This is a genomic window from Erythrobacter sp., from assembly GCF_038133525.1.
GTDB lineage: Bacteria > Pseudomonadota > Alphaproteobacteria > Sphingomonadales > Sphingomonadaceae > Qipengyuania.
Genome location: NZ_JAYPTL010000046.1, coordinates 1 through 26,243 on the forward strand (window position 1 = coordinate 1; position 26,243 = coordinate 26,243).

At 63.2% G+C, this 26,243-nt stretch carries 22 protein-coding genes; 10 read left to right on the forward strand and 12 right to left on the reverse strand.

Annotation, left to right across the window (positions count from 1 at the left end):
- Nucleotides 1-2,679, reverse strand: a 2,679-nt coding sequence (locus AAFM29_RS12220) for a TonB-dependent receptor (protein ID WP_341713077.1), incomplete at its 3' end; no start/stop codon positions are given.
- Between the two features lie 283 nt (nucleotides 2,680-2,962).
- Between AAFM29_RS12220 and AAFM29_RS12225 the strand changes: the two genes are divergently transcribed.
- From AAFM29_RS12225 to AAFM29_RS12240, 4 genes are all read left to right on the forward strand, one after another.
- Nucleotides 2,963-4,000 carry a LacI family DNA-binding transcriptional regulator gene (locus tag AAFM29_RS12225; RefSeq protein WP_341713078.1) on the forward strand — a complete coding sequence of 346 codons (1,038 nt, stop codon included), beginning with the start codon at nucleotides 2,963-2,965 and terminating at the stop codon, nucleotides 3,998-4,000.
- Nucleotides 4,001-4,107: 107 nt separating this feature from the next.
- A complete protein-coding gene (locus tag AAFM29_RS12230; RefSeq protein WP_341713079.1) occupies nucleotides 4,108-5,622 on the forward strand; it encodes an MFS transporter in 1,515 nt (504 codons plus the stop codon).
- On the forward strand, nucleotides 5,622-6,518 hold the full coding sequence (locus tag AAFM29_RS12235) for an ROK family protein (protein ID WP_341713080.1): 897 nt from the start codon (nucleotides 5,622-5,624) through the stop codon (nucleotides 6,516-6,518). The genes AAFM29_RS12230 and AAFM29_RS12235 overlap by 1 nt, the downstream gene beginning before the upstream one ends.
- Nucleotides 6,515-7,930, forward strand: a complete 1,416-nt coding sequence (locus AAFM29_RS12240; RefSeq protein WP_341713081.1) for an alpha-amylase family glycosyl hydrolase — start codon at nucleotides 6,515-6,517, stop codon at nucleotides 7,928-7,930. The genes AAFM29_RS12235 and AAFM29_RS12240 overlap by 4 nt, the downstream gene beginning before the upstream one ends.
- Nucleotides 7,931-8,128: 198 nt before the next feature.
- On the opposite strand, the gene AAFM29_RS12245 is transcribed toward AAFM29_RS12240, so the two are convergent.
- Nucleotides 8,129-9,391, reverse strand: a complete 1,263-nt coding sequence (locus AAFM29_RS12245) for an acetyl-CoA C-acetyltransferase (RefSeq protein ID WP_341713082.1) — start codon at nucleotides 9,389-9,391, stop codon at nucleotides 8,129-8,131.
- 117 nt (nucleotides 9,392-9,508) lie between these two features.
- Between AAFM29_RS12245 and AAFM29_RS12250 the strand changes: the two genes are divergently transcribed.
- From AAFM29_RS12250 to AAFM29_RS12275, 6 genes are all read left to right on the forward strand, one after another.
- Nucleotides 9,509-10,270, forward strand: coding sequence for a crotonase/enoyl-CoA hydratase family protein (locus tag AAFM29_RS12250; RefSeq protein ID WP_341713083.1), 762 nt, complete (start codon nucleotides 9,509-9,511; stop codon nucleotides 10,268-10,270).
- A 39-nt stretch (nucleotides 10,271-10,309) separates the two neighbouring features.
- Entirely contained in the window at nucleotides 10,310-11,473 is a 1,164-nt protein-coding gene (locus AAFM29_RS12255) for an acyl-CoA dehydrogenase family protein (RefSeq protein ID WP_341713084.1), read from the forward strand.
- A gap of 91 nt (nucleotides 11,474-11,564) precedes the next feature.
- A complete protein-coding gene (locus AAFM29_RS12260; protein WP_341713085.1) occupies nucleotides 11,565-12,938 on the forward strand; it encodes an O-antigen ligase family protein in 1,374 nt (457 codons plus the stop codon).
- On the forward strand, nucleotides 12,935-13,657 hold the full coding sequence (locus tag AAFM29_RS12265) for a polysaccharide biosynthesis/export family protein (RefSeq protein WP_341713086.1): 723 nt from the start codon (nucleotides 12,935-12,937) through the stop codon (nucleotides 13,655-13,657). Before AAFM29_RS12260 ends, AAFM29_RS12265 begins: the two co-directional genes overlap by 4 nt.
- The gene (locus AAFM29_RS12270) at nucleotides 13,654-15,861 is read left to right on the forward strand and encodes a polysaccharide biosynthesis tyrosine autokinase (RefSeq protein ID WP_341713087.1); all 2,208 of its coding nucleotides are present in this window, start codon (nucleotides 13,654-13,656) and stop codon (nucleotides 15,859-15,861) included. The genes AAFM29_RS12265 and AAFM29_RS12270 overlap by 4 nt, the downstream gene beginning before the upstream one ends.
- Nucleotides 15,858-17,009: a hypothetical protein gene (locus AAFM29_RS12275; protein WP_341713088.1), complete on the forward strand. Its 1,152-nt coding sequence runs from the start codon at nucleotides 15,858-15,860 to the stop codon at nucleotides 17,007-17,009. The genes AAFM29_RS12270 and AAFM29_RS12275 overlap by 4 nt, the downstream gene beginning before the upstream one ends.
- Here the strand turns inward: AAFM29_RS12275 and AAFM29_RS12280 are convergent.
- The 10 genes from AAFM29_RS12280 to AAFM29_RS12325 all read right to left on the reverse strand — a co-directional run.
- Nucleotides 16,984-18,123, reverse strand: coding sequence for a glycosyltransferase (locus tag AAFM29_RS12280; protein WP_341713089.1), 1,140 nt, complete (start codon nucleotides 18,121-18,123; stop codon nucleotides 16,984-16,986). The genes AAFM29_RS12275 and AAFM29_RS12280 overlap by 26 nt on opposite strands.
- Nucleotides 18,124-18,125: 2 nt before the next feature.
- Nucleotides 18,126-19,136, reverse strand: a complete 1,011-nt coding sequence (locus tag AAFM29_RS12285; protein WP_341713090.1) for a fumarylacetoacetate hydrolase family protein — start codon at nucleotides 19,134-19,136, stop codon at nucleotides 18,126-18,128.
- Nucleotides 19,137-19,141: 5 nt separating this feature from the next.
- Nucleotides 19,142-19,798, reverse strand: a complete 657-nt coding sequence (gene maiA, locus AAFM29_RS12290; RefSeq protein WP_341713097.1) for a maleylacetoacetate isomerase — start codon at nucleotides 19,796-19,798, stop codon at nucleotides 19,142-19,144.
- Nucleotides 19,799-20,012: 214 nt separating this feature from the next.
- A complete protein-coding gene (locus AAFM29_RS12295) occupies nucleotides 20,013-21,188 on the reverse strand; it encodes an acyl-CoA dehydrogenase (protein WP_371830742.1) in 1,176 nt (391 codons plus the stop codon).
- Between the two features lie 69 nt (nucleotides 21,189-21,257).
- Entirely contained in the window at nucleotides 21,258-21,707 is a 450-nt protein-coding gene (locus AAFM29_RS12300) for a lasso peptide biosynthesis B2 protein (protein ID WP_341713092.1), read from the reverse strand.
- 44 nt (nucleotides 21,708-21,751) lie between these two features.
- Complete coding sequence (locus tag AAFM29_RS12305; RefSeq protein WP_341713093.1) at nucleotides 21,752-22,114, reverse strand: response regulator; 363 nt, start codon at nucleotides 22,112-22,114, stop codon at nucleotides 21,752-21,754.
- Nucleotides 22,115-22,179: 65 nt separating this feature from the next.
- Nucleotides 22,180-22,647, reverse strand: coding sequence for a hypothetical protein (locus tag AAFM29_RS12310; protein WP_341713094.1), 468 nt, complete (start codon nucleotides 22,645-22,647; stop codon nucleotides 22,180-22,182).
- A gap of 114 nt (nucleotides 22,648-22,761) precedes the next feature.
- Entirely contained in the window at nucleotides 22,762-23,502 is a 741-nt protein-coding gene (locus AAFM29_RS12315; RefSeq protein WP_341713095.1) for an OmpA family protein, read from the reverse strand.
- A gap of 42 nt (nucleotides 23,503-23,544) precedes the next feature.
- Nucleotides 23,545-25,281: a VWA domain-containing protein gene (locus AAFM29_RS12320; RefSeq protein WP_341713096.1), complete on the reverse strand. Its 1,737-nt coding sequence runs from the start codon at nucleotides 25,279-25,281 to the stop codon at nucleotides 23,545-23,547.
- A gap of 88 nt (nucleotides 25,282-25,369) precedes the next feature.
- The coding region (locus tag AAFM29_RS12325) for a lipopolysaccharide biosynthesis protein (protein ID WP_371830741.1) at nucleotides 25,370-26,243 on the reverse strand (874 nt) is incomplete at its 5' end.

The following is a 26,243-nucleotide window of genomic DNA, read 5'->3' on the forward strand; positions in this document are numbered from 1 at the left end:
GTTCCGTTCTGCACCGACCGAAGCGAAACGTTCGTCGGTCAGGTTCTGGCCCTGGATGTAGAGCGACAGGCCTTCGAGAGCGCTGCCGGGCTGGAAGTCATACCCGATCTGCGCGTCGATGATCGTCTCCGCCAGTGCGGTCCGCCGGGTCGGCGATCCGCCGAAGCCGGTGAAATCGCCCAGGAAGGTCGAACGGTGACGGGCGCTGACACGCGTGTTGAAGCCTGCCTTCTCGAAGTAGGCCGTGCCGTTGACCACCCACTTGGAATATCCCGGGATTGTGGTTTCCGCGCCGTTGGCATCCTTGACCTTGGTCTCGGTGTAGCCGACGCCGCCGGTGATCCCGAAGCCTTCAAGCGCACTGCTGAAGTTCGAGAACGGCAGAGTCACCGCCAATTCGCCGCCGTAGAGGTCGCCGCCGCCGGTGTTGATCGGCGCATCGAGAGTGCCTTGGGTCGGAAGGTTGGGATAGGCGTCCGCGCCAGTCGGTGCGGGGAAAGCTCCATAGTCGAAGTCGAAGCGACCGTTGAAGATGTAGCTCTTGATGTCCTTGTAGAACAGCTGGACAGCAACCACGCCACCGGTACCGAAGTACTTCTCGACGTTGAAGTCGACGGCATTGGCGCGATAGGGACGCAGGAACGGATTGCCGCCGCCACCGCGAATGATGCCGCCCGGTACCGAAGCATCGATCCCGTAGCCGATCGACAAGCGCGTATCATCGAGACGCGAGCGCATGATCTCGCGGGCCGCCGCAAAGCGGATGACCCAGTTGCTGTCGAGCCTCAGCGAGAGGTTCAGGCTGGGCAAAACGTCCCAATAATCGTCACCAAGGGTCAGCTCCTGCGGACCTGCAGGACCGAAAATGAAGCCGGTCGACTCCTGGTCGGTGTGGATCGCCTGGACGCCGAAGTTACCGGTCAGTACGCCTCCGCCAACATCTTGTTCGATGTTGGCCTGCAGGTAGGCGGTCATCAGATCTTCGTTGACCGTGTAGCCCTTGCCCAAGACGTCGTTGGCGGCGTTGGGGCCGCTGGTTACGCGAGGCTCGAGTTCCAGGATGCCGGCAGCAATCAGCTCCCGCGCGTCGTAGCTAACAATCGGACCCAGGCCGAGGTAGCTGAGATCGGTCGAACGAAGCAGATACTCCGACGGAATGCTGGCGGTGAGGGCACCGTTGGGCAGGCGCACAAAGGCTTCGTCCGGGACCAGACCCTTTTCGCGCGTGGTGTAGTTCAGGCCGAACTGCACACTGCGAAGGAAGCTGCCTTCGAACTCCTTTTCGATCTCGGTTCGGAACTGGAACAGTTCGTCGTCGATGATGCGGTTGTTGTAGTAGCCCGCCTGGGGGATCGTGCCGTTACCCCAGCCGAGCGGGTCGGTCAGGAAGATGATCGAGGGGTCGCTATAGTCGAGCGAGGGGTTGAAGACTGTACCCGTGCTGCCCGACACGAAATCGATCGACGCGGCCGCGCCGTTGCCGGTGTCGTCCCCATTAAATCCGGTGCCTGAATAGCTTTCGAGACTCAGTTCGTTGCGGTCGGTCCGCGAATAACCGAAGTCGAACATCGCATGCCAGCCATCGTCGCCATCGTAATCGGCATTGAAGCCGAACGAGTAGAGATCGGCCTTGCGCTGGAAGATGTCATTTCGGATGACGCCGCGAACATTGTCGAAGGTGCCCGAAGTCACCAGGCCGTCTTCCACGGTTGCGGTAGCCGCGTCGCCGGTAGTGCCGAACGCAAAGAAGCCGAGCGGAAGCTCGATGCCGCGCTTCGTTTGATCATCGTTGAAGTGCGAATAGAACCCGTCGAAGGTCAGCATGAACTCGGGCGTGGCGGCAATCTGCAGCGTGCCGTTCAAGCCGAAACGCTTGAGGTCGGTCGAGGTGACGAAGGACTTCGATCCGCCGATCAGCGCGGCATCCTGCCCATTGACCTGCACATTGTTGTAACCCCAGGCGTTGAATTCCTGGAGCTGATAGGGCTCATCCACATAGGATGCGGCAAGCGAGATGCCGATCGTGTCGTCAGCGAACTGGTCGACGTAGGTGCCGTTTACGCGATAGCCGAGTTCGTTCGATCCGGCGTTCAGCTTGCCGATGTCAGCATACGAACCGCGCGCACCGACGGAAATGATGCGCTTGTTGGTTTCCAGCGGACGGATCGTGCGAATGTCGATCGTGCCCACCAGGCCCTGGCCGACCAGCGAGGCGGTCGGCGACTTGTACACGACCACCTGGTTGACGATTTCCGAGGGGTACTGGTCGAGTTCGACCGAACGGTTGTCGCTGGTGGTGGTCTGTTCGCGACCGTTGAGCAGTGTCTGCGAGAAGTCGGGGCCGAAGCCGCGGATCGCGATGACATTCGCGCGACCATTGAGGCGCTGCGAGGTCAGGCCCGGCAGGCGCGCGATCGATTCACCGATCGAAGCGTCGGGCAGCTTGCCGATGTCTTCGGCGGTGACCGATTCCACGATCTGGTCAGCACGCTTCTTGGTGTTGGTTGCGCTTTCCAGTGAGGCGCGGAAACCCGAAACGATAATGACGTCCTCATCCGCGGTCACATCGGTGTCGTCGGCTGCGGCGTCCTGTGCGATGGCAGGTGTTGCCAGCGCAGCAAGTGCGATGCTGACGGCGCCCACACTGATGCCGCCGGCAAGATGCTTGCGAAATGCCATATTGTGCTCTCCCTAATGGCCCGATCCAGATAGCAGTCCCCGGGCCGAATCCAATTCGTCGACAGGGAACTCGCGGTCCCTGTTCAGCATCTGGATAGGTGGTGGGCGTGGCACGCCGATAGATGGCATACGTATACGCTCTCTCTGCCGGTAGGGCCGGAGTCTCCGAAATGTCACAGGCTGCGAGTGGCGGGGACACGACACTTTCCTGCGATTGCCAGCCGTTCATGGCCCCCCTAGTGTCGGCCTCCAAGGTCCAAGGGGAGGGACCAGGAGGAGAGCAATGGGTCGTAAGCCGACGGGTCGGCCGACCAGCTTCGATATCGCCTATGCGGCCGGAGTCTCACAGCCCACAGTGAGCCGCGCTTTGCGCGGTGACAGAGCCGTGAGCCCCGCGACGCGAGAGCGGATCAAGCAGATCGCGCGTGATCTCAATTACACCGTCGACAAGAACGCGTCCTCGCTGCGCTCGCAGCGTTCGAACACCATTGCCTTGCTGTTCTTTGAGGACCCGACACCCGACGAGAGCATGATCAATCCGTTCTTCCTGGCGATGCTCGGATCGATCACTCGTGCCTGTGCCGATCGCGGTTTGGACCTGCTCATCTCTTTCCAGCGGATGGAGGATGACTGGCACGTCCAATACCAGGACAGCCATCGTGCCGACGGCCTCATCCTGCTCGGCTATGGCGACTATACCTTGTACCGCGAGCGGCTTGAACAACTCGGGCGACAAGGGACGCATTTTGCGCGCTGGGGATCGGTTTCTAGCGACCGTGGCGGAGTCACCGTCGGCACAGACAACCTCGAAGCGGGACGGCTCGCTGGTCGGCATTTGATCGAGAGTGGGCGTCATCGCATCGCCTTTCTCGGGGATGCAGACGAACACTATCCAGAGTTTGAAAGTCGCTACGCAGGGCTTTGTGGTGCGCTTGCGGCAGCGGGGATCGAGCCTGACCCATCGCTGCAATTCGATGCGATTACGACCGAAGAAGCGGGACATGCGGCGGCGCAAGCACTGATCGCGTCGGGCAAAGATTTCGACGCCATCTTTGCGGCAAGCGACCTGATCGCAATCGGTGCGATGCGAGCCTTGGCAGAAGCCGGCCACAACGTGCCACGCGATGTCGCGGTGGTCGGGTTCGATGATATTCCTGCAGCCAGTCTCACAACCCCACCGCTAACCACGGTAATGCAGGATATCAGGGGAGCAGGGGAGGCGCTGGTCGAGACCCTGCTGGCCCAGATCGAGGGGCGCGATCTGCCGACGCGCAGGTTGCCCGGCAAGCTGGTGATACGGGGATCCAGCGCGGTCGCCTGACCCACAACGTATTCGTATACGCCCTTGTTGCAGGCCGGGCATCGTGCGAGCCAAGGCCCGATTGCACCATGGCGGGCACCAAGACCTGCACGGGATGAGGGACTGGAATGGAACAGATGCTTCGCGAGAAGCCGCGCCAGGGCTTTGCCGGCCTGTGGAACATCAGCTTCGGCTTCTTCGGGATTCAGATCGGCTTCGCGCTGCAGAACGCGAATATGAGCCGGGTTTTCCAGACGCTTGGGAGTTCGATTGACGATCTGCCTGCGCTGTGGGTTGCGGCACCGCTAACTGGCCTGCTGGTCCAGCCGATCATCGGCCACCTATCGGATCGTACCTGGAACCGATTGGGCCGACGCAGGCCCTATTTCCTCACCGGCGCAGTCCTGTCGGCGCTGGCCCTGATGATGATGCCGTTCAGCCCCACCATGGGGGCACCGCTGTTGTTTGCGGCTGCGATGCTGTGGATGCTCGATGCCAGCCTCAACATTTCGATGGAGCCGTTCCGGGCCTTTGTGGGCGATATGCTGCGGGCTGACCAGCACGCCGCAGGCTACGCGGTGCAGACCGCCTTCATCGGCACCGGTGCCGTAGTTGGATCGATCTTCCCCTGGTTCCTCGAACAGCTCGGTATAAGCAACATTGCCACTGACGGTGGCCTGCCAGACACCGTCAAGTGGAGCTTCTGGGCAGGAGCCGTCGCGTTGTTCGCCGCGGTGATGTGGACCGTCCTGACGACACGCGAATATTCACCCGAAGAACAAGCCGCCTTTGGCGGCGGCGAGGTGGCGCTGGATGAGGGCGCGACGCTGCGTGCGCTTGCGGCCAAGAGCTACGCTACCGCTGCCGTCTGGGTCATCGCCGGCGTCCTTGTGGCGCTGGCAGTAGACCTGTTCGGATTGGAGAAGGAAGTCTTCCTGCTCGGTGCGTTGCTGGCGACATACGGCGTCCTCAGCGCGATCGCGATCGCCATGGCCAAGCAGGGCCGCGCCGCGAATATGCTGTCCAGCATCGTCGGCGATTTTTCGGGCATGCCCGAGGTGATGAAGCGTCTGGCGCTGGTGCAGTTCTTCAGCTGGTCGGCGCTGTTCATCATGTGGATCAACACCACGCCGGTGGTGACGCAATATGTCTACGGCAGCTCGGACACGGCCAGCGCGGCTTACAACGAGGGCGCGAACTGGGTGAACGTCCTCTTCACCGTCTACAATGGTGTCGCGGCAATTGCCGCACTGGCGCTGTTGCCGTGGCTCAGCCGCAAGTTCGGGCAGGTGACGACCCATTCGATCTGCCTGGCGCTGGGCGCCGCGGGGTTCCTGATGTTCTTCCTTGTCCGTGACGCGCAGGTGCTGCTGCTGGCCGAAGTCGGTATCGGTATCGCCTGGGCGAGCATCCTGGCCATGCCCTACGCGATCCTGGCGAGTAACCTGCCGCAGGCCAAGCTCGGCATTTACATGGGACTGTTCAACATCTTCATCGTCGTGCCGCAATTGCTGGTGGCAACCGTGATGGGCAGCATCATGCAGGCCTTCTTCCCAGGCGAACCCGTGTGGACCATGCTCTTCGCTGCGGCGAGCTGGATCGTGGCGGCATTGGCCATGCAACGGGTCAAGGCCGCGCTGTGATGCCGGGTTTGATCGGGGCGGTAGAAGCCGGGGGGACCAAGTTCGTCCTCGCGCTCGCCCGCCCCGATGGCACGGTGATCGAGCGCGCGCGTATTGATACGCGGGATGGCCAGACAACCCTGCGGGAGATGACCGCATGGTTCGCGGCGACCCAAGCCCGCCACGGGTCGATAGACGCCTTCGGCATCGCCAGCTTCGGCCCCATAGGGATCGATCCAGGGCAGGACGACTACGGTACCTTCCTCACAACGGTGAAGCCCGGGTGGCAGGGTGCCAGTTTCACCCAGGCGCTAGCCAGTTTCGATGTGCCGGTGAATATCGATACCGACGTAAACGGTGCCGCACTCGGGGAAGCCTTGGCTGGCGCGGGCAGGGGGCGAAGGGTTGTGGCCTACACCACTGTCGGCACTGGTATCGGGAGCGGCATCGTAAAGGACGGCGCGGTAGTCACGGGGCTCTCGCACTTCGAAACGGGACACCTTCGTCCACCGCATGACATTTCCCGAGATCCCTTTCCCGGGTCCTGCATCTATCATGGCGACTGTTGCGAGGGCCTCGCCAGTGGCACCGCAATCCGCGCGCGCTGGGGTGCGGAGTTGGGCGAGGTGGCGGACCCGCAGGCGATCGCGCTGATCGGCAGTTACCTTGGCCATCTGGCTGCAACGCTGGCGGCATTTCATATGCCCGAAGTGCTGATCTTCGGCGGCGGGGTCATGAAAACTCCCGGCCTGCTGGACGCGCTCCGCGAGGCCACGCGCGAAAGCCTTGCAGGCTACCTCGACTATTACGACCGCGACCTCAGTGAGATCGTTGTTCCGCCCCAACTGGGCGACGACGCCGGCATAACCGGAGCGATTTCGCTCGGTCGGCAAGCCATGGAGAACATCCCGTCATGAAACGCCTGCTCGCTGCCGCGGCAATTTCGCTCCTGGTTGGCGTGGGTTACGCCGTTGCCTCACCGGCGGACCAGCCGGATACGACGGTTTGGGCTCCGCGCAGCAAGGTCACGCTCTCCCACCCCGAATGGTCGCGCAAGGCTGTTCTGTACCAGATCAACACCCGCCAGTTCACGCCCGAAGGCACGTTCAAGGCTGCACAGGCGCAATTGCCGCGGCTCAAGGAACTGGGTGTCGACATCCTGTGGCTGATGCCGATCCACCCGATCGGCGAAGAGAACCGCAAGGGTAGCCTGGGCAGTCCCTATTCGGTGCGGGACTATTACGCAGTGAACCCCGAATTCGGCACCAAGGAAGACCTCAAGGCCTTCGTCGATGCGGCCCATGCGCAAGGCTTCAAGGTGATCCTCGACCTCGTCGCCAACCACACCGCGTGGGACAACCGGATGGCGAAGGACCACCCCGACTGGTACGAGAAGGACTGGAAGGGCGACTTTCGGCCGACCCCGTGGTGGGACTGGTCGGATATCATCGATCTCGACTGGTCGCAGCCCGGTGTGCGCGAGCACGTCGGCGGGGCCATGGAAATGTGGGTTCGCGACTACGGTATCGACGGCTATCGCGCCGATGTCGCCGGGTATGTCCCGCTCGATTTCTGGGAGATGATGCGGGCACGGCTGGATGCTATCCGCCCGGTCTTCATGCTCGGCGAGGTCCAGCAGACCGCCTTCCACTTCGCTGCCTTCGATGCGACCTATGGCTGGGACTGGCACGTCACCAGCAAGAAGGTTGCGCATGGCGAAGGCGATGCGACCAGCTTCTACGGCTACTATGCCGAGAACGAGAGCCTGTGGCCGCGCGAGGCGATGCGGCTGACCTATATCGAGAACCACGACAGCAATGCCTGGGAAGGCACGATGGAGGAGAACTACGGTCCGGCGCTTGAGGCGATGACCGTGCTGTCCTTCACCGGCCAGGGCCTGCCATTGGTCCATAACGGCATGGAAGCCTGCAATGCCAAGCGGCTGGAGTTCTTCGAGAAGGACCCGATCGATTGGGATCAGGGGCAGCAATGCGACTATGGCGCGCTGCTCAAGGACCTGATCGCCTTCCGCAAGGCCAATCCGGTGCTCGATAACGGGCAGTGGGGCGCGGTGATGCACAAGGTCGATACGGACAAGCCGCAGCAGGTCTTCGCCTGGGCGCGGCAAGATGACGGCAACAAGGTGCTCGCCTTCTTCAATTTATCCGGCGCTCCGGTGACCTTCTCGATCACCAGCAAGCTGGCCAACGGGACCTACCGCGAGTTCCGCGGCGCGGAGGGGGTCAAGATGGCCGCGGGCGACAGCATGACCCTGGCACCCTGGGGCTACCGCCTGCTCGCGACGGATCCTGCCGCAGGCCGGCGGTAATCGGGGTCGACGAAGGCGACAAAGGCGACTCGGTGTCGCCTTTGCGCTATTGATATAAGGCTCTGGGAATAAATAGAAAATTCTCCCTATTTCGGGCAAAGGCGACACTTGGCCCGATTTTCGGGGGGGTGTTGCTTGGGCCGACTATGGGAAACAGCGCTTGCCGCCATATCCCCCGGTCGGCCCGGTAGGAAAGGCTTATCCGACGAAGCCGTCGACGCGCTCGATGATGACCGCCGGTGCCATGCCGCCCGCAGCGCACATGGTGACGAGGCCGTAGCGCCCGCCCGAACGTTCGAGCTCATCGAGTGCAGTGCCGATCAGGATCGAGCCTGTGGCACCGATCGGATGGCCAAGAGCCATGGCGCCGCCGTTGATGTTCACTTTCTCGCGGTCGAGATCGAGGTCGCGGATGAACTTCTCAGCGACGACCGAGAAGGCCTCGTTGATTTCCCAGACGTCGATATCGTCCTTGGAGAGACCGGCCTTTTCCAGCACCTTCTTCGCCGCCGGAACCGGTGCGTTGAGCATCAGCGTTGGACAATCGCCCTGGTTGGCATAGGCAACAATGCGGCCGCGCGGCTTGAGGCCGTGATCCTTCGCATAATCTTCCGATGTGATGAGCAGGGCCGCCGCCCCATCGACCACGCCCGAACTGTTGCCGGCATGGTGGAAGTGTTCGATCTTCAGATCGGGGTACTTGCGGTTGATCTGCTTGCGGAAGCTCGTCCCGCCGATATCGAAATCGGCCAGCTTGGCGAAGCTCGGGTTGAGCGCTGCGAGGCCTTCGGCAGTGGTTTCCGGGCGCGGGAATTCCTCGCGGTCGAGCGCGACCGAGCCATCTTCATTGTACACCGGCACAACGGATTTCTCGAAGCGACCTTCCTTGATCGCCCGGTCGGCGCGCTGCTGGCTGACGAGAGCGAGTGCATCGAGATCTTCGCGGCTGATTCCTTCCATCGAAGCGATGGCATCTCCGCAAACACCCTGGTGGCTTTGCGGGTGCAGCACGTCGAGCGCCTCGTTGCCGGCGCCCATCATGCGCGGCGGAAGGCCGGCATTGGCCTGTTCGGCAGCATAGGCGGTCGTGTAGCTCATCATTTCGGTGCCGCCGGCGATGACGCAATCTTCCATTCCGCTCATCACCGTGGCCGCGGCGAGGTTCACCGAGGTAATGCCGCCGCCGCAGAAGCGGTCTAGCGTGGTGCCGCTGGCGCTGATGTCATAGCCCGCCGACAGCGCGGCCATCCGGCCCAGGTCGCCGCCCTGCTTGCCGTTCTGGCTGCTGGTCGACCAGATGATGTCATCGACCGTGGTTGTGTCGAGATGATTGCGCTCTCTCAGTGCGCCAAGGACGGTGGCTGCAAGGTGCTGCGGGTGCAGGTGCGACAGCGCGCCCTTGCCCGGCTTGCCGATTCCGCGCGGGGTGCGGACAGCATCGATGATATAGGCTTCGGCCATGGTCCTGGTCTCCTCTCGACTTGTCGTTTTGTGCGGCGAATGCCGGTTGACGTTTGCGTAAACGTCGCGCAGCAAGGGCGCAAGACAAGTTTCGAATTGAAATGGGAGAGAGCAGCTATGTCCGAGGAAGTCCTGACGAGCGAAGAGGACGGCATCCTTGTCGTCACCATCAACCGCCCGGAGGCGAAGAACGCGATGACCAAGGCTGCGGCCGAAGGCATCGCTGCGGCCATGGACCGGCTCGACAGTGACGATAATCTTCGCGTCGGCATCCTTACCGGTGCGGGGGGCACTTTCTGTTCGGGCATGGACCTCAAGGGGTTCTTGCGGGGCGAATCGCCCAGTATCGAAGGTCGCGGTTTCGGCGGCATCGTGCAGAAGCCTCCGGTCAAGCCGCTGATCGCCGCGGTCGAGGGCTATGCGCTGGCCGGCGGGCTTGAACTGATGATCGCCTGCGACCTGGTCGTCGCCCATTCGGGTGCCAAGTTTGGCATTCCAGAAGCGAAGCGTGGGCTCGTTGCGGCGGCTGGCGGCGTCATGATGTTGCCCGACCAGATCCCCGAACGTGTGGCCATGGAACTGGCGCTGACCGGCGATTTCATTTCCGCGTCCCGTGCCTACGAACTGGGCCTGATCAACCGCGTCACCGATGGTTCGGCGTTGGATGGGGCGAAGGAACTTGCCGCCGCGATCGTCGCCAATGGTCCGTTGGCAGTGCGGATATCCAAGCAGATCATCAAGGAATCGCGCGGATGGCCGATGGATGAACGCTATACGCGCCAGGCCCAGCTGATCGCGCCGGTCTTCACCAGCGCGGATGCACGCGAGGGTTCGCTCGCCTTTGCCGAAAAGCGCAAACCCAACTGGACCGGCAAGTAATCGAGATACAACGACAAGATACCCGAGAGGACCCTAGAGATGCCCGCATTGGATGTACCCCAGCCCGAGTTCATGGATGACGAGGAGATCGCCATCTTCGCCGACGCGGTCGGCAAGTTCTACCAGCAGCACGCGCCCGAAAAACGCGTGCTCGAATGGCGCAAGAACGGCCAGGTCGAGCGCGATTTCTGGCGCGAGGCCGGTCAGGCGGGTCTTCTCGGCGTCTCGGTACCGGTCGAGTACGGCGGCCACGGCGGCGACTTCCGCCACGATATGGTGGTGATCGACCAGCAAGCCAAACACGGTGTCGAAGGCTTCGCCGCATCGCTGCACAACACCGTCATCCTCCCCTATATCATCCGCCACGGCACCGAAGAACAGAAGAAGAAGTATCTGCCCAAACTGGTCACCGGCGAACTGGTCAGCGCCATCGCGATGACCGAACCCGGTGTTGGTTCGGACTTGCAGAGTGTGACAACGACCGCGCTGAAGGATGGCAATGGCTATCGCATCAACGGGGTCAAGACCTATATCTCGAACGGGCAGACGGCGGACCTCATCATCATCGTCGCCAAGACGGACCCCAATGAACGCGCCAAGGGCATCTCGCTGATGCTGCTTGAAACCGAAGGGGCCGAGGGCTTTCAACGCGGCAAGAAGCTCGACAAGATTGGGCTCGACGCGTCGGATACGTCCGAACTGTTCTTCGATGATGTCTTCGTCCCGGCGGAGAACGTCCTCGGCGGCGTTGAAGGCAAGGGCTTTTACCAGCTCATGGGCGAACTGCCGCAGGAACGCCTGATCATCGCCATGGGCGCGATGACGGGGATCGAAAAAGCGCTCGAGACCACGCTCGAATACGTCAAGAGCCGCAAGGCCTTTGGCCAAACGATCTGGGACTTCCAGAACACGCAGTTTGTCATGGCCGATCTCAAGGCCCGGGCCACGGCGGCGAAGATCTTCGTCAACGATTGCATCGCCCGCCATTTGAAGCGCGAGCTCGACGTCGCGACCGCCTGCATGGCCAAGTACTGGGTCACCGAACTGCAGGGTGAAGTGGTCGACAAATGCCTGCAGTTCCACGGCGGCGCCGGCTTCATCAACGATTACCCGATTGCGCGGATGTATCGCGACAGCCGCATCACCCGCATCTTCGGCGGCTCGAACGAAGTCATGAAGATGGTGATCGCTCGCTCGATGTAACCGCATTCTTGCGGGGAATAGGCGGGGCTCGCGCTTTGACAGGCGCGGGCCCCGCGTTACTTCAAACTTCGGAATCGCGCCGGGGAGAGCAATGAGAAGCTTGCAGCACCGCCTGCCGGAAACGCGCCTGGGCTGGCTGTTGGCAGGCTTTCTGGCTTGCGTGCTTGCCTTTGGAGGCGGCGGGTCGCCCAGCGCAGCGGCCGAGATTATCGTCCAGCTGTCCTTTGCGCTGGGAGTGGCCGTGTGGATTTTCTGGCCCGGTAGCGAAACCCGAGACCTTGTGCTGCCACATCGGGGCTTGATCACGCTGGCCGGGCTACTCCTGGCTTTGCCCGTGATGCAGCTGGTGCCGCTTCCGCCGGCTATCTGGCAGGCGTTTCCGGGCCGCGAAACGTTGGCGGCGGCTTTCGAAGCCGTAGATGGTGAACGGCCATGGTGGCCGATCTCGGTTGCACCGTTCAGCACCTTGGCGGCCTTGCTGGTGATGATACCGGTTGCCGGAGCGATGCTGGCGGTCGGGATTTTGGCGCCGCGCGATCGACGGTTCCTGCTTGCCGTCACGGGGGCGTTGGCGCTGGCGGGGGCCGTATTGGGGGTCCTGCAGCTATCGGGCGGCGGTCATCGTTTCCGGCTCTACCAGATCAGTCATGACCTGTGGCTGACCGGTTTCCACGCAAGCCGCAATTCGGCCGCGGATGCCCTGCTGATCGGTATGCTTGCGCTGACCGCGTGGTTCGCGTCGGGTTCTCACTGCAGACCGTTGCAGCGCGGGGATATCGGACTCCTTGCCCTGTGCCAGACGTTTCTCTTCGCGGCGCTGGTGTTTACCGGCTCGCGTGCGGGCATCGCCCTGATGGTGCCGGTTCTGCTGCTGCAATTCGCCATGCTTCGTGCGGCAGGCATTGCGCGCAGCCTCTCGAACGGCATGGCAAGCGCGGCAGGCTTGTTTGCATTGGTCGTGGCAGCCGCGGCGGCCCTATCGCATAATGCGCGGGTAGCCGAAGTGCTGGCCAGATTTGATGCCACGCGCGATTCCCGGATCGATCTGTGGCACGATACGCTGACAGCTATCGGGACATACTGGCCGGTGGGTAGTGGATTGGGGACCTTCACTCGTACCTTCCTGCCGGTTGAGCGATTGGCAATGATCGACGACCAGTTTCCCAACCGCGCGCACAACGATTTCCTCGAGTTCCTGCTCGAAGCTGGAATGCTGGCGCCGCTGGTGCTGGTCGCCGGAACCTTGGTCCTCGCCAACATGGCGCGCAAGGCTTGGCGAACTGCCCCGGCGGAACGTCCAATCACTCTTTTCGCACTCGGTACTTTCGTGGTGATAGCACTCCACAGCCTCGTTGATTATCCGCTGCGGAACATGGCATTGGCGGTGGTAGCAGGGGTTGCGGCCGGACTCCTCGGGGCGATTGCCCGCGAAGGCCGGGAAGGGCGCGAAACGGACGCGATATGACGGTGCTACGGGTACGCAAAACCAGCCATCGCCTGACCGTGATAACGCTCGCCCTCGCGGGTTTGTCGCTTGCGGCTTGCCAGCCAGGAACGGACTCGATCGTCCCCGCCGGCGACGCCGGCTATGCCGCGATCGATGTTCCCCAGGGTGACGGCGTACCCGTTCGGTATCTGCTGCTGCCGGGCGACGTCGTTTCGGTCCAGGTCTATGGCGAACCGGAGCTCAGCGTTGCAGAGGTCTCGCTCGACAACGCGGGCATGCTCAACCTCCCGCTGATCGGCGGCGTTCGGGCAAGCGGGATGACCGCAGATGATCTCTCATCGGCGATCGAGGCGGCCTATGCGGCCAAGTTCGTCCGAGATCCGCGGGTTGCCGTGCTGGTCAAGAAAACCCAGCTGCGCACCATCGCGGTGGAAGGTGAAGTCGCGCTGCCCGGCGTCTACCCCTATGTGGAGGGTCAAACTCTGCTGACGGCACTGGCCCTGGCCCGGAGTACGACCGAGAAGGCCAAGCTCGACGAGGTCATGATCTTCCGTACGGTCGACGCTCAGAAGATGGCGGGCCGGTTTGACATTCGGGCGATCCGGGGCGGGCGCATGCCCGATGTGGCGCTGCTGCCGGGCGATATCGTCGTGGTCGGCTTCTCCGGCCCACGGGGCGCGTTCCTTGATGCGCTCCGAGCCATCCCGGCAATCGGAATTTTCAGGCCGTGGCGATGAGTGCTGATCCAGCGCTCCAGCCCGTGACGCCTGGTGCACGCTATCAGGCGGCCTATCTGGCTGCAGGTGAGAATCCGATCAGCGCAAATCTGCGCCACGTATTCTCGGCACTGCGTCGCCACTTCTGGATGGCGATCGCGATTGTCGGGGCGGTCCTCCTGTTGGCCTTGATTTCAACCTTGCTCGACACGCCGCGCTATACTGCGGAGACGAGTGTCCAGATCAATGACCAGAGCGACGAGGTCCTGGGCAGCGACTTCGAGGCGGGGAATGTCACTCCGCCGTCTGATTGGGACATCGATCGATTTCTCAATACCCAGCTCGACATCCTGCGCAGTCGCGGCCTGGCGGAGCGGGTCGCTGACCGGCTCGATCTGGCGAGCGACGAGCGGTTCTTCAGCGCGATGGAAGTGGCCTCTTCGGCCATCACCGGCGACCAGGCGAAGGACCGAAGCCTCGCGGTAAGCCTCCTGCGAGGGAATCTCGAAATCGACCTCCCACGCGCGACGCGTGTGGCGACGATCGCCTTCACCAGCACTGATCCGGCAACATCCTCGGCCATTGCCAATGCCTTTGCCGAAGAGTTCATCCAGGCAAATCTCCAGCGGCGCTACGACAGCACATCCTATGCGCGCGACTTCGTGGCCGATCAGCTGGAAGAAGCGCGAATTTCGCTCGAGGATTCGGAACGCGAGCTCAACGACTATGCCAAGAGTGTTGGCTTGATCCGGACGCGGGATGCGCTCTCACCCGATGGGCGCGATGTGGTTGCTGGCACTGTCACCACTTCCAGCCTGGTGCAGCTCAACGATGCAGCAATCCAGGCCCGCGCGGCGCGGATTGGCGCACAATCGCGGTGGGAGGCGATCCAGGGTACGCCGCTGCTCGCGTCGCAGCCCGTACTGGGCAACCCCACGGTGCAGGTCCTGATGACCCGCCGGGCAGAACTGCAGGCGGAACTGCAAGCTGCGCGCGAACGCTATCTGCCCAATCATCCTGCCATAGGTCGGCTCGAAGAGGATCTGGCAGCAGTCTCGCGGCAATTGGATAGCACCGCGTCGCAGGTGCGAGAATCGGTCCGCGCCGAATATCGGGCGGCCCAGAATGCCCAGGCCCAACTGGATAACCAGGTCAGCGATGCGCGGGGTGCCAGCCTTGCCGAACAGGACCAGTCGGTCCGCTACAACGTGCTTGCGCGACAGGCAGACACGGCGCGTTCGATCTATGACGGGCTGTTGCAGCGCTATCGCGAGCTCAATGCTTCCGCAGGGATCGCGTCGAGCAATATCGCCATTATCGATCGTGCAGAGGCGCCGAATATTCCCTCGTCGCCCAACGTGCCGCGCAACATGGCGCTGGGCTTGCTGGTAGGCTTGGCGCTTGCCGGCTTGGCCGTATTCCTGCGCGATCAGCTGGATGACGTCATCCATACGCCTGAGGATGTGGAGGACAAGCTCGATCTCGCCCTGCTCGGCGTTGTACCGCGGGCCGAAGACGGTTCGCCGATCGAAGCGCTCGAGAATCCGAAATCACCGATTGCAGAGGCTTACAATTCGCTTCGCGGTGCATTGCTCTATTCGACCCCCAAGGGGCTTCCCCGGATTATCGTGGTGACCAGCGCGCAAGCGCATGAAGGCAAGTCTACCACCAGCCTCGCCATCGCTTCGGGCTTCGCACGGATCGGCATGAAGCCACTGCTGATCGATGCCGACTTGCGGCGCCCGGCGCTGGACAAGCTGTTTGGTCTGCGCACCGAACGAGGTCTTACCAATCTCCTGGTTTCGCAGGATGATCCGGCAACCGCGATCATTCACATCGATACAGCGGATATCGACCTCCTGCCGACCGGGCCGCTGCCGCCAAGCCCTTCAGAGCTGTTATCCTCGCCGCGCATGGCGCAGCTTCTCGAAAGCTTCGCCGAAAGCCACGATGTGGTGATTCTCGACAGCCCGCCGGTCCTTGGACTTGCCGACGCACCGATGCTGGCCGCCATCGCTGACGGCACCGTGTTTGTCGTCGAGGCAGAACGCGGGCGGAGCGGTGCGCTCAAGGCCGCCTTGCGGCGGTTGCGTTCGATGAAGCCGGTGCTGCTCGGCGCCGTGCTGGCCAAGTTCGACCCGACCAAATCAGGCAATCGCTACTCGGCCTATTACGGCTACGACTATTATCAATACGCCGCGGGCGAACGGCGCAGCGAGGCATGAGGGCGCAGCGCGCGCGCATCGGCGCGGCGATCGGCGCCGTCGTGTTTTCATTTCTGGTCCTGACTTCGGGTTTCGATCGGATGAGCGAGACCCGCGAAGCGTTCGAGCGTTTCGTTCCGGCATCACTGCAAGTAGGAGCTGCCAAGCGCCGTTCCGCGACCGCGCTCAGCGAGGGGCACTATTCCGACGCTGCCGAATTGGCGAGGGCTGTTGTCTTGCGCGACCCGCTCGACGCGCGCGGCTTGGCTTTCTTCGCCAGCGCGCAATTGTTGGCTGGTGAGGCGGATGGCGCGGATCGCGCCTTCGAGGTCGCGCGTGATCTCGGTCATCGCGAACCGCTGACGCAGATATACTTCCTCTCGCAAAGCCTAGATCGCAGCGACTTCGAACGGGCCGCGGTCGAACTCGATGCCCTGTTGCGCGCGGGCCGGCGCGATGCGGCGGTTGCCCAGTCGTATTTCTCGCTGCTCGAGCAAAGCGAAGCCGGGCGCCGCGCCTTGGGAGAGCGACTGGCGCAGAACCCGCGCTGGGCGGAGGTATATTTGCGTGCGCAAGGGACCGGTGCGGCGACATTGCGCGCTCGCGCGAACTTCCTTGCTCGTCCCGATAGCGGTGTCGAGCCATTGGGTTGCGAGGCGACCCTGCCGATGATCCGCGAACTCGCACGGCAGAACTTCAGGCGCGAGGCTGAGGGGCTTGCTGCGCGGCATTGCGACCGGATCGCGCGCGGCGGCGAACTGGCGGATCCGCAGTTCCTGCTCTTTGGTGACGAAGTGGCGGGGGCGCTTGGCTGGCGCCGCTACAATACCGGTGATGTGCGAGTGACCCGACTTGCTGGGGAACGCGCCCGGATCGAACTGGAGAACCGGGCGAGTGTCAGCAGGCCCGTGCTCGCCCAGCCGATCGCGATTGCGCCCGGGAAGTACAGCATCACGGCCAAGGTCGATGGTCCCGGTGGGGATCGTCTGATGGCCAGCATCGCCTGCGGAAAGCCCGAGCGCCCGCGCGTTTCGCGCGAGCGGATCGATGGTGACGGGCAGGCGCTCGATGCGCCCGTCTGCGACGATCAGGTCCTGAGCCTCTGGCTTCGGCCTGGCCCGGGCCGGGTCGTGATGGATAGCGTCAAGCTTGCTCCGCTTGATCGCTGAGCAAGCCCGCATAGGTTGATTCCCAACGCCGGGCGACGGCCTCTATCCCAAAAGCTCCCCTCGCCAGTTCCTGCGCCGCGCTCGACATTGCCAGCCAATCGTCCTCGCCGCGTGCAAAGGCATCGCGCAGCGCCTGGGCAATGGATTGCGGTTCGATGCCACTGTCGATCGCTGCCCCGGACGCGAAGCCCTGCGGCAGCCCGCAAGCCTCGGACATGATGGTCGGCACACCGGAAGCCCAGGCATCGAGGATCGCCATGGGTAGGCCTTCGCTCAGTGAGGGTAGTATGAGGAAGCGGGACACATCCAGCAGCGCGGCCTTCTGCGACCCGAACATGGCACCAACGAAATGGACTGATGGTCCACAGTTCGAAACCGCCGCCTCCAGCGCCTCGATGCCGTCGCTTTCGCCCCAACCGGCGATCGTCAGTGTTGCGTCTTCAGGGAGATCCGGCAGGGCGGCGAGCCATCCTTCGACGAGAGCCAGGATGTTCTTCTTTTCGTGGATCCTGCCGAGATAGAGCGCGGCGGGCCCGGGCATGCGAGTGGGTCGCGGGCCAAGAGGGGGGGCGGCATTGGGAACCACCGTTATGCGTTGCGAGCGGGTTTCCCGCCCAATGTCCACGGCTTCCGCCTCGGTCAGGGCATGAAACGCCGTGGCCCGTTTCCACATGGTGGTTTCCCAGCCGACCCGCGCCAGCTCCTTCTTCCAGGCATTGCGGCGCGTGATCCATGGGTCGAGCATGCCGTGCGGACTGACGATCAGCGGCTTGCCTGTCTTGCGCGCCCATCCGCAGGCCGCGCGGCTGGGGAACTGCCAGATTCCATGGAGGTGAAGCAGGTCGAGTTGCGCTTCCTGCAGGCGGCGCGGCAGGTCGGGCGAAAAGGCCAACTGGTGCGGGCCCGAACCGGCTGACAGGTGGATTTCGGCCTCTGCCAGCCGCCAGACGTCCAGCCCGTGCTGCTCGTCGGCCAGCGCCACTACGACCGGAACCGCATCGAGGGAGCGCAGCAAGGCCACGTGGTTCACGATGGCCTCGAACACCCCTCCGTTGGCTCGGCTGGCTCGGGCGGAGAGGAGCCCGATCCGCTTTCCTGCGATCGGGCTCGTCATGGTCAGGCCTGAACGACCTTCTGTTCGATAGCACCGAAGATCGAGTGATGGTGGGCATCCTTCATTTCGATCCGCACGACATCGCCAGGCTGCATGAAGGGCGTGCTCGGCTTGCCGCTGGCAATGGTTTCGATCATGCGAATTTCGGCGATGCAACTATAGCCCAGGCCGCCTTCGGCAACCGGCTTGCCCGGATCCCCTTCGGGGCCCTGGTTCGATACCGTGCCCGATCCGATGATCGTACCGGCGCACAGGCGCCGGGTCTTGGCCGCATGTGCGACCAGCTGGGCAAGGTTGAAGGTTGCATCGACCCCGGCATTGGCGCGTCCGAAGGCCTCGCCATTGAGATCGACCATCAGCGGTAGATGCACGAGGCTGCCGCGCCAGTCGTCGCCCAGCTCATCGGGGGTGACTGCCACGGGGCTGAAGGCGCTGGCAGGCTTGGACTGGAAGAAGCCGAAGCCCTTGGCCAGTTCGTCGGGGATCAGCCCGCGCAACGACACATCGTTGACCAGCATGACGAGCTTGATGTGTCCCGCGGCATCCTCGGCCGAAACGCCCATCGGCACGTCGTCGGTGATTACCGCCACTTCGCCTTCCATGTCGCAGCCCCAGGCGACATCGCCCAACGGGATATCCGCGCGTGGGGCCAGGAAGGCATCGCTGCCGCCCTGGTACATCAGCGGGTCGTGGTAGAAGCTCTCCGGCACCGTCGAATTGCGCGCCTTGCGTACCAATTCGACGTGATTGATGTAGGCCGAGCCGTCGGCCCACTGATAGGCGCGCGGCAACGGTGACAGAGCTTCGCGCTCGTGAAAGCGTTCGCATGGCACCGCCTGGTGTTCGACATCGCGATAGAGCGCTTCGAGTTGCGGTGCGACGCGTTCCCAATTGTCGAGCGCATCTTGCAGCGTTGGCGCAATGTAGCCGGCGGCGCAGCAGCGGGTCAGGTCGCGTGATACGACCACAAGCTTGCCGTCGCGGGTTCCATCGTTGAGCGTGGCGAGTTTCATTGCGACTATTCTCCTGCAGGCCCCTTGTATTCTGGGCTGTCTATCTGATTGTCGGGATGGGCGCGCTGGAACTCCTCGCGGGCCAGGCAGGCCGCCTCGATCCGGGTGATATGGGGGTGAGCCGAAAGGTCGAAGGCGAGCTTGCGCGCATTGAACACCTGCGGCAGCAGGACCACTTCGAACAGGCCGGGTTGATCCATCAGGAAATCGCCCGCCTTCAGGCTGGCGAGCTTGGCTTCGACCGGATTGAGCGTGCGCCCAAGCCAATGACGGTACCAATCATCGGTTTCCGCTTCGGTGTGACCCATCTGGCCGCGCAGATGCTTGAGCACCTGCAAGTTGTTGAGCGCATGAATTTCGGTCGCGATGGCATAGGCCAGCTCGCGCACCGTATAGCGATCTTCGACCTTGGCGGGGAGCAGCGGGCGCTGGGGATAGGCTTCGTCCAGCCATTCGAGGATCGCCATCGACTGCGCCCTGTCCCGACCATCGGCTTCGAGCATCGGCACCCCGCCGAACGGGTTTCGGGCAACAAACTCAGGTGCCTTTTGATCATCCGTGCGCAGGTCGACCGGGATTACCTCGTAATCCAGTTGCTTCAGGTTCAGCGCGATCCGCAGGCGATAGCTGGTGGAGCTGCGGAAATAGGCGAACAGGCGCATCATGCCGCGCACACTCCCCGTGTAGGACGAATATTGGAATTGCCCACGGCTTCCCAGCTGGATGGAACAGGTGGAACACGGTTCTGACGATAAAAATCCCGCTGTCCACGATTGCCGGGAGAAGTGGAGCGTGGACATGCAGAGGTAAGGCCGAACACTCCGCCTGCCTCGCATAATTGCGCCGGGTAGGACAGGTTCGGCCGCACCCGCTGCATCAGAATGCGGCGATCCCGGTGATGGCCCGCCCCAGGATCAGCGCATGGACGTCATGCGTGCCTTCATAGGTGTTGACCGTCTCGAGGTTCACCATGTGGCGGATCACCTGATATTCTTCCGAAATGCCGTTGCCGCCATGCATGTCGCGGGCCTTGCGCGCGATATCGAGCGCCTTGCCGACATTGTTGCGTTTGACGATGCTGATCATCTCGGGCGCGAACTTGCCTTCGTCCATCAGGCGGCCGACGCGCAGCGAGGACTGCAGGCCGAGCGAGATTTCGGTCATCATGTCGGCCAGCTTGAGCTGGTACAGCTGCTTCGAAGCGAGCGGCACGCCGAACTGGAAGCGGTCGAGGCCGTATTGCCGCGCGGCATGCATGCAGAACTCTGCTGCGCCCAACGCGCCCCAGCTGATACCGTAGCGTGCGCGATTGAGGCAGCCGAACGGACCCTTCAACCCCTGCACTTCGGGCAGCAGCGCATCGGCGCCGACCCTGACTTCGTCCATCACGATCATGCCGGTGGTCGAGGCGCGTAGCGAAAGCTTGCCTTCGATCTTGGGGGCGCTGAGCCCCTTCATGCCCTTTTCCAGCACGAAGCCACGGATGCCGCCGCCATGCGCTTCGCTCTTGGCCCAGACCACGAAAACGTCGGCAAAGGGGGCATTGGAGATCCAGGTCTTGGAACCCGAAATGACGTAACCGTCGCCATCCTTCTTGGCGACGGTCTTCATCCCTGCAGGGTCCGATCCCGCGTCGGGTTCGGTCAGGCCGAAACAGCCGATCAGCTTGCCGCTGGCGAGGCCGGGCAGATATTTCCGCCGCTGTTCTTCCGAACCGTATTCATAGATCGGGAACATCACCAGGCTCGACTGGACCGAAGCCATCGAGCGATAGCCCGAATCGACCCGCTCGATCTCGCGCGCAATCAGGCCGTAAGAGACATAGGAAGTACCGGCGCCGCCGTATTCAGGTGGGATGGTCGCGCCCAGCAGCCCTGCCTCGCCCATCATCGGGAACAGGTCGGGATCGTCGATTTCCTTGGAAAACCCTTGGATCACGCGCGGTTGCAGCTCGCCCTGTGCGAAGGCATTCGCGGCGTCGCGGATCATCCGTTCTTCTTCGGTCAACTGCTCGTCGAGGTTGAACGGGTCGTCCCAGCCGAAAGGCACCATGCCGGCCATGTGGTCTCCTCTGTTACCGGCTGCGCACTGGCAGGCTTGCGCCCGCTCTGCAAGGGGGCGTCAGGCGGGTTCCGCCTTGCCGGGAACCAGCAGAGTGTAGCGGCTTTCGTCGCACAGGCCGGTAACCCACTCCGGTCCAACCTTTAACCAGGCGTGGAAGCGTGGTTCGCCATCGGCATCGCGCTCGACACCGAGGAACAGCGAGGAGGCGATGCCCCGCCGTTCCAGCATGCGCCGTGCGGCGAGCGCCTGCGGCAGGCAATTCGGATCGGTCGGCAGGTTTCGGGTTGCGCGGAGCACCGCCAGCCTGACCCGGCGGACGGTTGCGATCGATGAGGGATCGAGGACGGACATGTCCCCCGGCAGCGAGATAGGCCCGAAGCTCGAACGCCAGCTTCGTGGTGGGACCAGGCGCACGCGCAACTGGGCCACTGCCAGATCGATCAGGGCCTCAAGCGTTGCCCAGCGATCGGCGCCGTCCAGTGCGAGGAAACTTGCCAGCTTGCCCATGCGCCAAGGGTATCACCTTTGCGCAATGGGCACGATAGTTCGATTCAGGACTGCTGCAGCGCCTGCTGAACCCTGGCGATCACCTCTGCCGGCGGGCACGGTTTGGATAGTGCCTGCGCATGGGGGAAGCGTTGCGTAACTTCATCGGGGGTGAGCTGGCCGGAATGGAAAATCACCGGCACTTCCTCAGCCATCATCTGTTCGGCCAGGGGGTAGACGATCCCGTCACCCAGCTGGACATCGAGGATCGCGACGTCGGGTCGATGCTTCTGATAGGCAAGCATCGCCGATGACACGCTCTCGTAAGGGCCTTCAACTTCGAAGCCCGCTTCGGTAATCGTCTGGCAAAGGTCTTCACCGATGATCAGCTCATCTTCGGCGACAAGCACACGTATCGAATGGCCCATTCGGCAGTCTCCAAGAAGTTGCCGACCCCGGGAACCAACTCCGCTTTGTGCGATTGGTTCCAGCCCTAATCGAGCTTGCCGTATTTTGTCGCGAAGCCGCCTTCATCACCGGCTGCGAGGAGCTTCGCCTGACCTACCCAATCGTCGCGGGTGATGCGGCCCTGGAAGCGGCCAAGCTGTGCGTCGATCCGCTCGATCTCGCGATCGTCCCACGCGGCAACCTGCGCGAAGCTGGTCACGCCGAGGTCCCCCAGCAGGGCCGCCAGCTTGGGTCCCAGCCCCTTGATCCTCGTCAGGTCGTCGCCGCCCGCAGCGGCCTTGGCGGCCGGTCTTGGTTCCTGCCTTGCGGCGGGCGCGCTGTCGATCAGCGCCTTGTTGCGTTCGGCTGGTGCGGCACCTTCGTCGAGCACGTCCTTCACCGTCCCGGTCACGCGCGTGCGCCGCGATGCGTTGAACACGTACCAGGCGATCACCAGGCCCAATACCAGTGCGATTGCCACGGCGGGCCAATAGGTCTGGAGTAGTTCGGTCATTCGCTATCCTCTTGTGTCGGCACCGTTTCGCGGCCCCACAGGGCCCAGCCGATCGCAACGCCCGCGCCATAGGCTGCGAGCATCGTCACCGCCAGTTCGAACCAGACAGGCATCTCAGCGCGCCCCCGGTGTGTCGACAGGGGTGGGTGTGAGCGGCTCGGTGCGGATCACGGCGAATTCGATGCGGCGATTGGCAGGGTCGTCCGGCGTCAATCCGGCAACGGGTTTGGCCGACCCGACCCCGCGCGCGCGCAGGCCGTCGCGCGGGATGCCGCGCCGGACCAACGCCTCGCGCACGGCGCGGGCGCGCTGCATGCTGAGGGCGATATTGCCGGGCTCGGTACCCGAATTGTCGGTGTGGCCGGTGATCGAGATAATCGCGCCCAGGCAAGGACGCAGGGAATCCGCCACCTCGTCGAGCAAGAGTTGGCTGGCCGGCAGCATGCGATTGGATCCTTCTTCGAACCGGATCGAGCGGCTGCGCAGCAGGCCGTCGACATCCTCCTGGCAATGGAGCGGTTCGTAGCGGTCCCTGGCGTTGCTGGCACGAATAGTGCCGTCACTCCAGAATACACCGCCAACGCCCGGGACTGCGGCAACCGCCTGCGCGACCCGCGCGCGGGTATCTTCAGGCAGCCGCCTGCCACCCGTCAGCAGCGGGTGGCGCGAAGGGGCCCCTGCGGGCGTTGCAAAGCGGGCGGTAACGCCGCGCCCGCCCGCCTTGGCAATGGCGGCCTGCGCCTCCTCCTCGAGCGGCTCGATGAAGCTGGCAGCGGTCGATAGTGCGATGGAATAGCCCATCGCCGCGACCAGCACGGCACCGGAAAGGATGGCAAGGGCGGGGCGGATCCGCATGCTGCGGCTCTTAGCCGCGCGGTGCCCCGCCTGCCAAGCGTGCTAGTCGAGCGAGCCCGCGGTCTTGACCAGTTGCACGAATTCCTGCCGCCAGAAGTCGCGTGAACTGCCGGCCAGGCTGGCAATCTGGCCATAATCGAAACCGGCCAGCATCGGATCGCCGCGCAGCTTCTGCCCGAAGGCAGCGACCGCGCTGGCGAAGGCAAAATCGCCGCCCGGGATGGCATTGGTGCACAGCGCGCTGGCGGGCAGGGTATAGGTGATCAGCGATGACTTCTCGCCATCGGGCAGCTTGTAGCGCAGCTTGATGTAAGCCGCCTCTGCCGCGAGATCGAGAGCGCGGCTATCGGGCTTGTCTTCATAGCGACGCTGGCTGATCCACCCCTTGGCCCCGGCTGGCACGACTTCGTAGATCGCGGTCACCTGGTGCCCGGCGCCGATGTCGCCCGCATCGACCGCGTCATTGTCGAAATCCTCTTCACGCAGCGCGCGATTCTCGTAACCGACCAGGCGATACTGGCTGACCACGGCGGGATTGAATTCGACCTGGATCTTGACGTCCTTGGCGATGGTGAACAGCGTCGCGCCCATCTCGTCGCCCAGCACTTTGCGGGCTTCCAGTGCGCTGTCGATATAGGCGTAATTGCCGTTCCCGTGATCGGCGACCTGCTCCATCATCGCGTCGTTGAGGTTGCCTCGACCGAAGCCGAGCACGGTCAGCGTGGTGCCGCTATCGCGCTTCCTTTCGATGAGTTCGATCAGCTTGTCCCGATCCGAAATGCCGACATTGAAATCGCCATCCGTGGCCAGGATCACGCGGTTGACGCCGCCGTCGACGCGGTTCGCCTCGGCTACCCGATAGGCCAGCTCGATCCCGGCGCCGCCTGCTGTCGATCCGCCGGCCTGGAGGCGATCCAGCACATCGCGGATCTTGCGTTCGTCGCTGGTCGGTTCGAGCACCAGGCCGGCTGCCCCGGCGTAAACGACGATCGAGATCTTGTCCTTGCTGGTCAGCTGTCCCGCAAGCTGGCGCATCGCCGTCTTGACCAGCGGAAGCTTGTCCGGGCTGGACATCGAGCCGGAGACATCCAGCAGGAAGACGAGGTTTGCGGGCGGTCGTTCGCGCTTGGGCAGATCGTATCCGGCCAGCCCGATGCGTACCAGGCGGGTTTGCGGGTTCCAGGGGGAAACCGCGACATCGGTGTTCACGGCGCAGGGATGGCTGCGTTCCTTGGGCAGGGCATAATCGTAGCGGAAATAATTGATGAATTCCTCGGTTCGCACCGCATCTTTCGGCGGGACCTGGCCCTCGGAGATGAAGCGTCGGGCATTGGCATAGGCGCCTGTGTCGACATCGACCGAGAAGGTGGAAACCGGCTCGTTGGCGACGACCTTGACCGACGAAACCTCCTTGCCGTCATACTGGTCGCGATCGGGATAGGTCGGCACGAACACCGGCGGGAAATAGCGATAGGCATTGTCGGCGCGCGCCGTCGCGGGATCTGTCGACGCAACCTCTTCCGCCATGGCCACTGCCACGGGAGCGGCCGCTTGAAGCGAAGACTGGCGAACACGCTGGCCCGTAACGACCACTGCCTGAGGGGTATTGAACCCCACCGGTGGTGGCGGTGGCGGCGGGGGAGGTGGTGGCGGTGGTGCGGCCTCATCGTAGGCACCGGCTTTGGCTCCGGTGACAACGATTTCGTCGGTCTGGTTGGATGCACAGCCGGCGATCAGCGCGGCTAGGGCACAAGCGGTGGCGAGCTTGGCAATTCGCATGGCAGTCCTCCCCGATATGTCGGTGTTACATAGTTACATATCGGGGCCGTGAACGCCGACTGAACGTTGCGTGCCGGTCCTATAAAGGTCAGGCTTCGGCGGATTCGCTCTTATCGATGTTGCGGCGAAACAGCACCCGATCCTCGGGTCCGAAGCCGCGATTCCAGATGACCCAGCCATAGACCGCCAGGATCGCCGGGACGCCGAAACCCAGTTCGGCCCATTCAGGTAGCTGGGTGACGACGAAGCCGACCACAACGGCCGGGGCGACCGCATAGACCAGTGCCCAGCGGAAGCTGTTCACGGCATGGCCCAGGATGCGCGAAAGCAGGATGGCCTTGACCAGGCTCGCAAATCCCAGTGCCAATGCCAGCGCGATCGCGGCAGCGGCGGCCTTGAAAGGTTCGCCATATCCGCCAGCAACCATCACCTTGATCAGGACGACGGTCAGCACGCCCTGCAGCACGATCGTGCCGATCGAGATCCACAGATTGCGCACCCGCGCGACGTAGATCAGCACGGCTTCCGAGACGACCGCCGTGGCTGCGACCACTTCCGCTACTAGGAGGAAGGCGAGCGCCCCGGTCCCGCCGACGAACTCCGGTCCGACCAGGCCCATCACGCCTTCTCCGGGAAGGCCGAGCGCGAGCGCGATGCCCACCTGCATGGCGATTATCCAGAACCCCACCTGCGATACCTGTTTGGCGATCGCCTGATAGTTCTTGGTTTTGAGGTTCTTGGTAATGACCGGCCCCAGGATCGGTTCGAAGCTGGTCTTCAGCTTCTGTGGCAGGCTCGCGACTTGTTGTGCGATGTAATAGACGCCAACCGCGGTCGGGGAGGCAAACAGGCCAAGGATGAAGATGTCCAACCGCCTTGTGCCCCATTCGATCGCATCGGCAGTCGCCAGCGGCAGGGCGCGAGCGGTCATTCGCGTCATTTCGGCGGGGTGGGGTCGCCAG

Coding starts and splice junctions, on each gene's coding strand:
- AAFM29_RS12225 (WP_341713078.1), top strand. CDS start 2,963: ATGGGTCGTAAGCCGACGGGTCGGCCGACCAGCTTCGATATCGCCTAT.
- AAFM29_RS12230 (WP_341713079.1), top strand. CDS start 4,108: ATGGAACAGATGCTTCGCGAGAAGCCGCGCCAGGGCTTTGCCGGCCTG.
- AAFM29_RS12235 (WP_341713080.1), top strand. CDS start 5,622: ATGCCGGGTTTGATCGGGGCGGTAGAAGCCGGGGGGACCAAGTTCGTC.
- AAFM29_RS12240 (WP_341713081.1), top strand. CDS start 6,515: ATGAAACGCCTGCTCGCTGCCGCGGCAATTTCGCTCCTGGTTGGCGTG.
- AAFM29_RS12245 (WP_341713082.1), bottom strand. CDS start 9,391: ATGGCCGAAGCCTATATCATCGATGCTGTCCGCACCCCGCGCGGAATC.
- AAFM29_RS12250 (WP_341713083.1), top strand. CDS start 9,509: ATGTCCGAGGAAGTCCTGACGAGCGAAGAGGACGGCATCCTTGTCGTC.
- AAFM29_RS12255 (WP_341713084.1), top strand. CDS start 10,310: ATGCCCGCATTGGATGTACCCCAGCCCGAGTTCATGGATGACGAGGAG.
- AAFM29_RS12260 (WP_341713085.1), top strand. CDS start 11,565: ATGAGAAGCTTGCAGCACCGCCTGCCGGAAACGCGCCTGGGCTGGCTG.
- AAFM29_RS12265 (WP_341713086.1), top strand. CDS start 12,935: ATGACGGTGCTACGGGTACGCAAAACCAGCCATCGCCTGACCGTGATA.
- AAFM29_RS12270 (WP_341713087.1), top strand. CDS start 13,654: ATGAGTGCTGATCCAGCGCTCCAGCCCGTGACGCCTGGTGCACGCTAT.
- AAFM29_RS12275 (WP_341713088.1), top strand. CDS start 15,858: ATGAGGGCGCAGCGCGCGCGCATCGGCGCGGCGATCGGCGCCGTCGTG.
- AAFM29_RS12280 (WP_341713089.1), bottom strand. CDS start 18,123: ATGACGAGCCCGATCGCAGGAAAGCGGATCGGGCTCCTCTCCGCCCGA.
- AAFM29_RS12285 (WP_341713090.1), bottom strand. CDS start 19,136: ATGAAACTCGCCACGCTCAACGATGGAACCCGCGACGGCAAGCTTGTG.
- maiA (WP_341713097.1), bottom strand. CDS start 19,798: ATGCGCCTGTTCGCCTATTTCCGCAGCTCCACCAGCTATCGCCTGCGG.
- AAFM29_RS12295 (WP_371830742.1), bottom strand. CDS start 21,188: ATGGTGCCTTTCGGCTGGGACGACCCGTTCAACCTCGACGAGCAGTTG.
- AAFM29_RS12300 (WP_341713092.1), bottom strand. CDS start 21,707: ATGGGCAAGCTGGCAAGTTTCCTCGCACTGGACGGCGCCGATCGCTGG.
- AAFM29_RS12305 (WP_341713093.1), bottom strand. CDS start 22,114: ATGGGCCATTCGATACGTGTGCTTGTCGCCGAAGATGAGCTGATCATC.
- AAFM29_RS12310 (WP_341713094.1), bottom strand. CDS start 22,647: ATGACCGAACTACTCCAGACCTATTGGCCCGCCGTGGCAATCGCACTG.
- AAFM29_RS12315 (WP_341713095.1), bottom strand. CDS start 23,502: ATGCGGATCCGCCCCGCCCTTGCCATCCTTTCCGGTGCCGTGCTGGTC.
- AAFM29_RS12320 (WP_341713096.1), bottom strand. CDS start 25,281: ATGCGAATTGCCAAGCTCGCCACCGCTTGTGCCCTAGCCGCGCTGATC.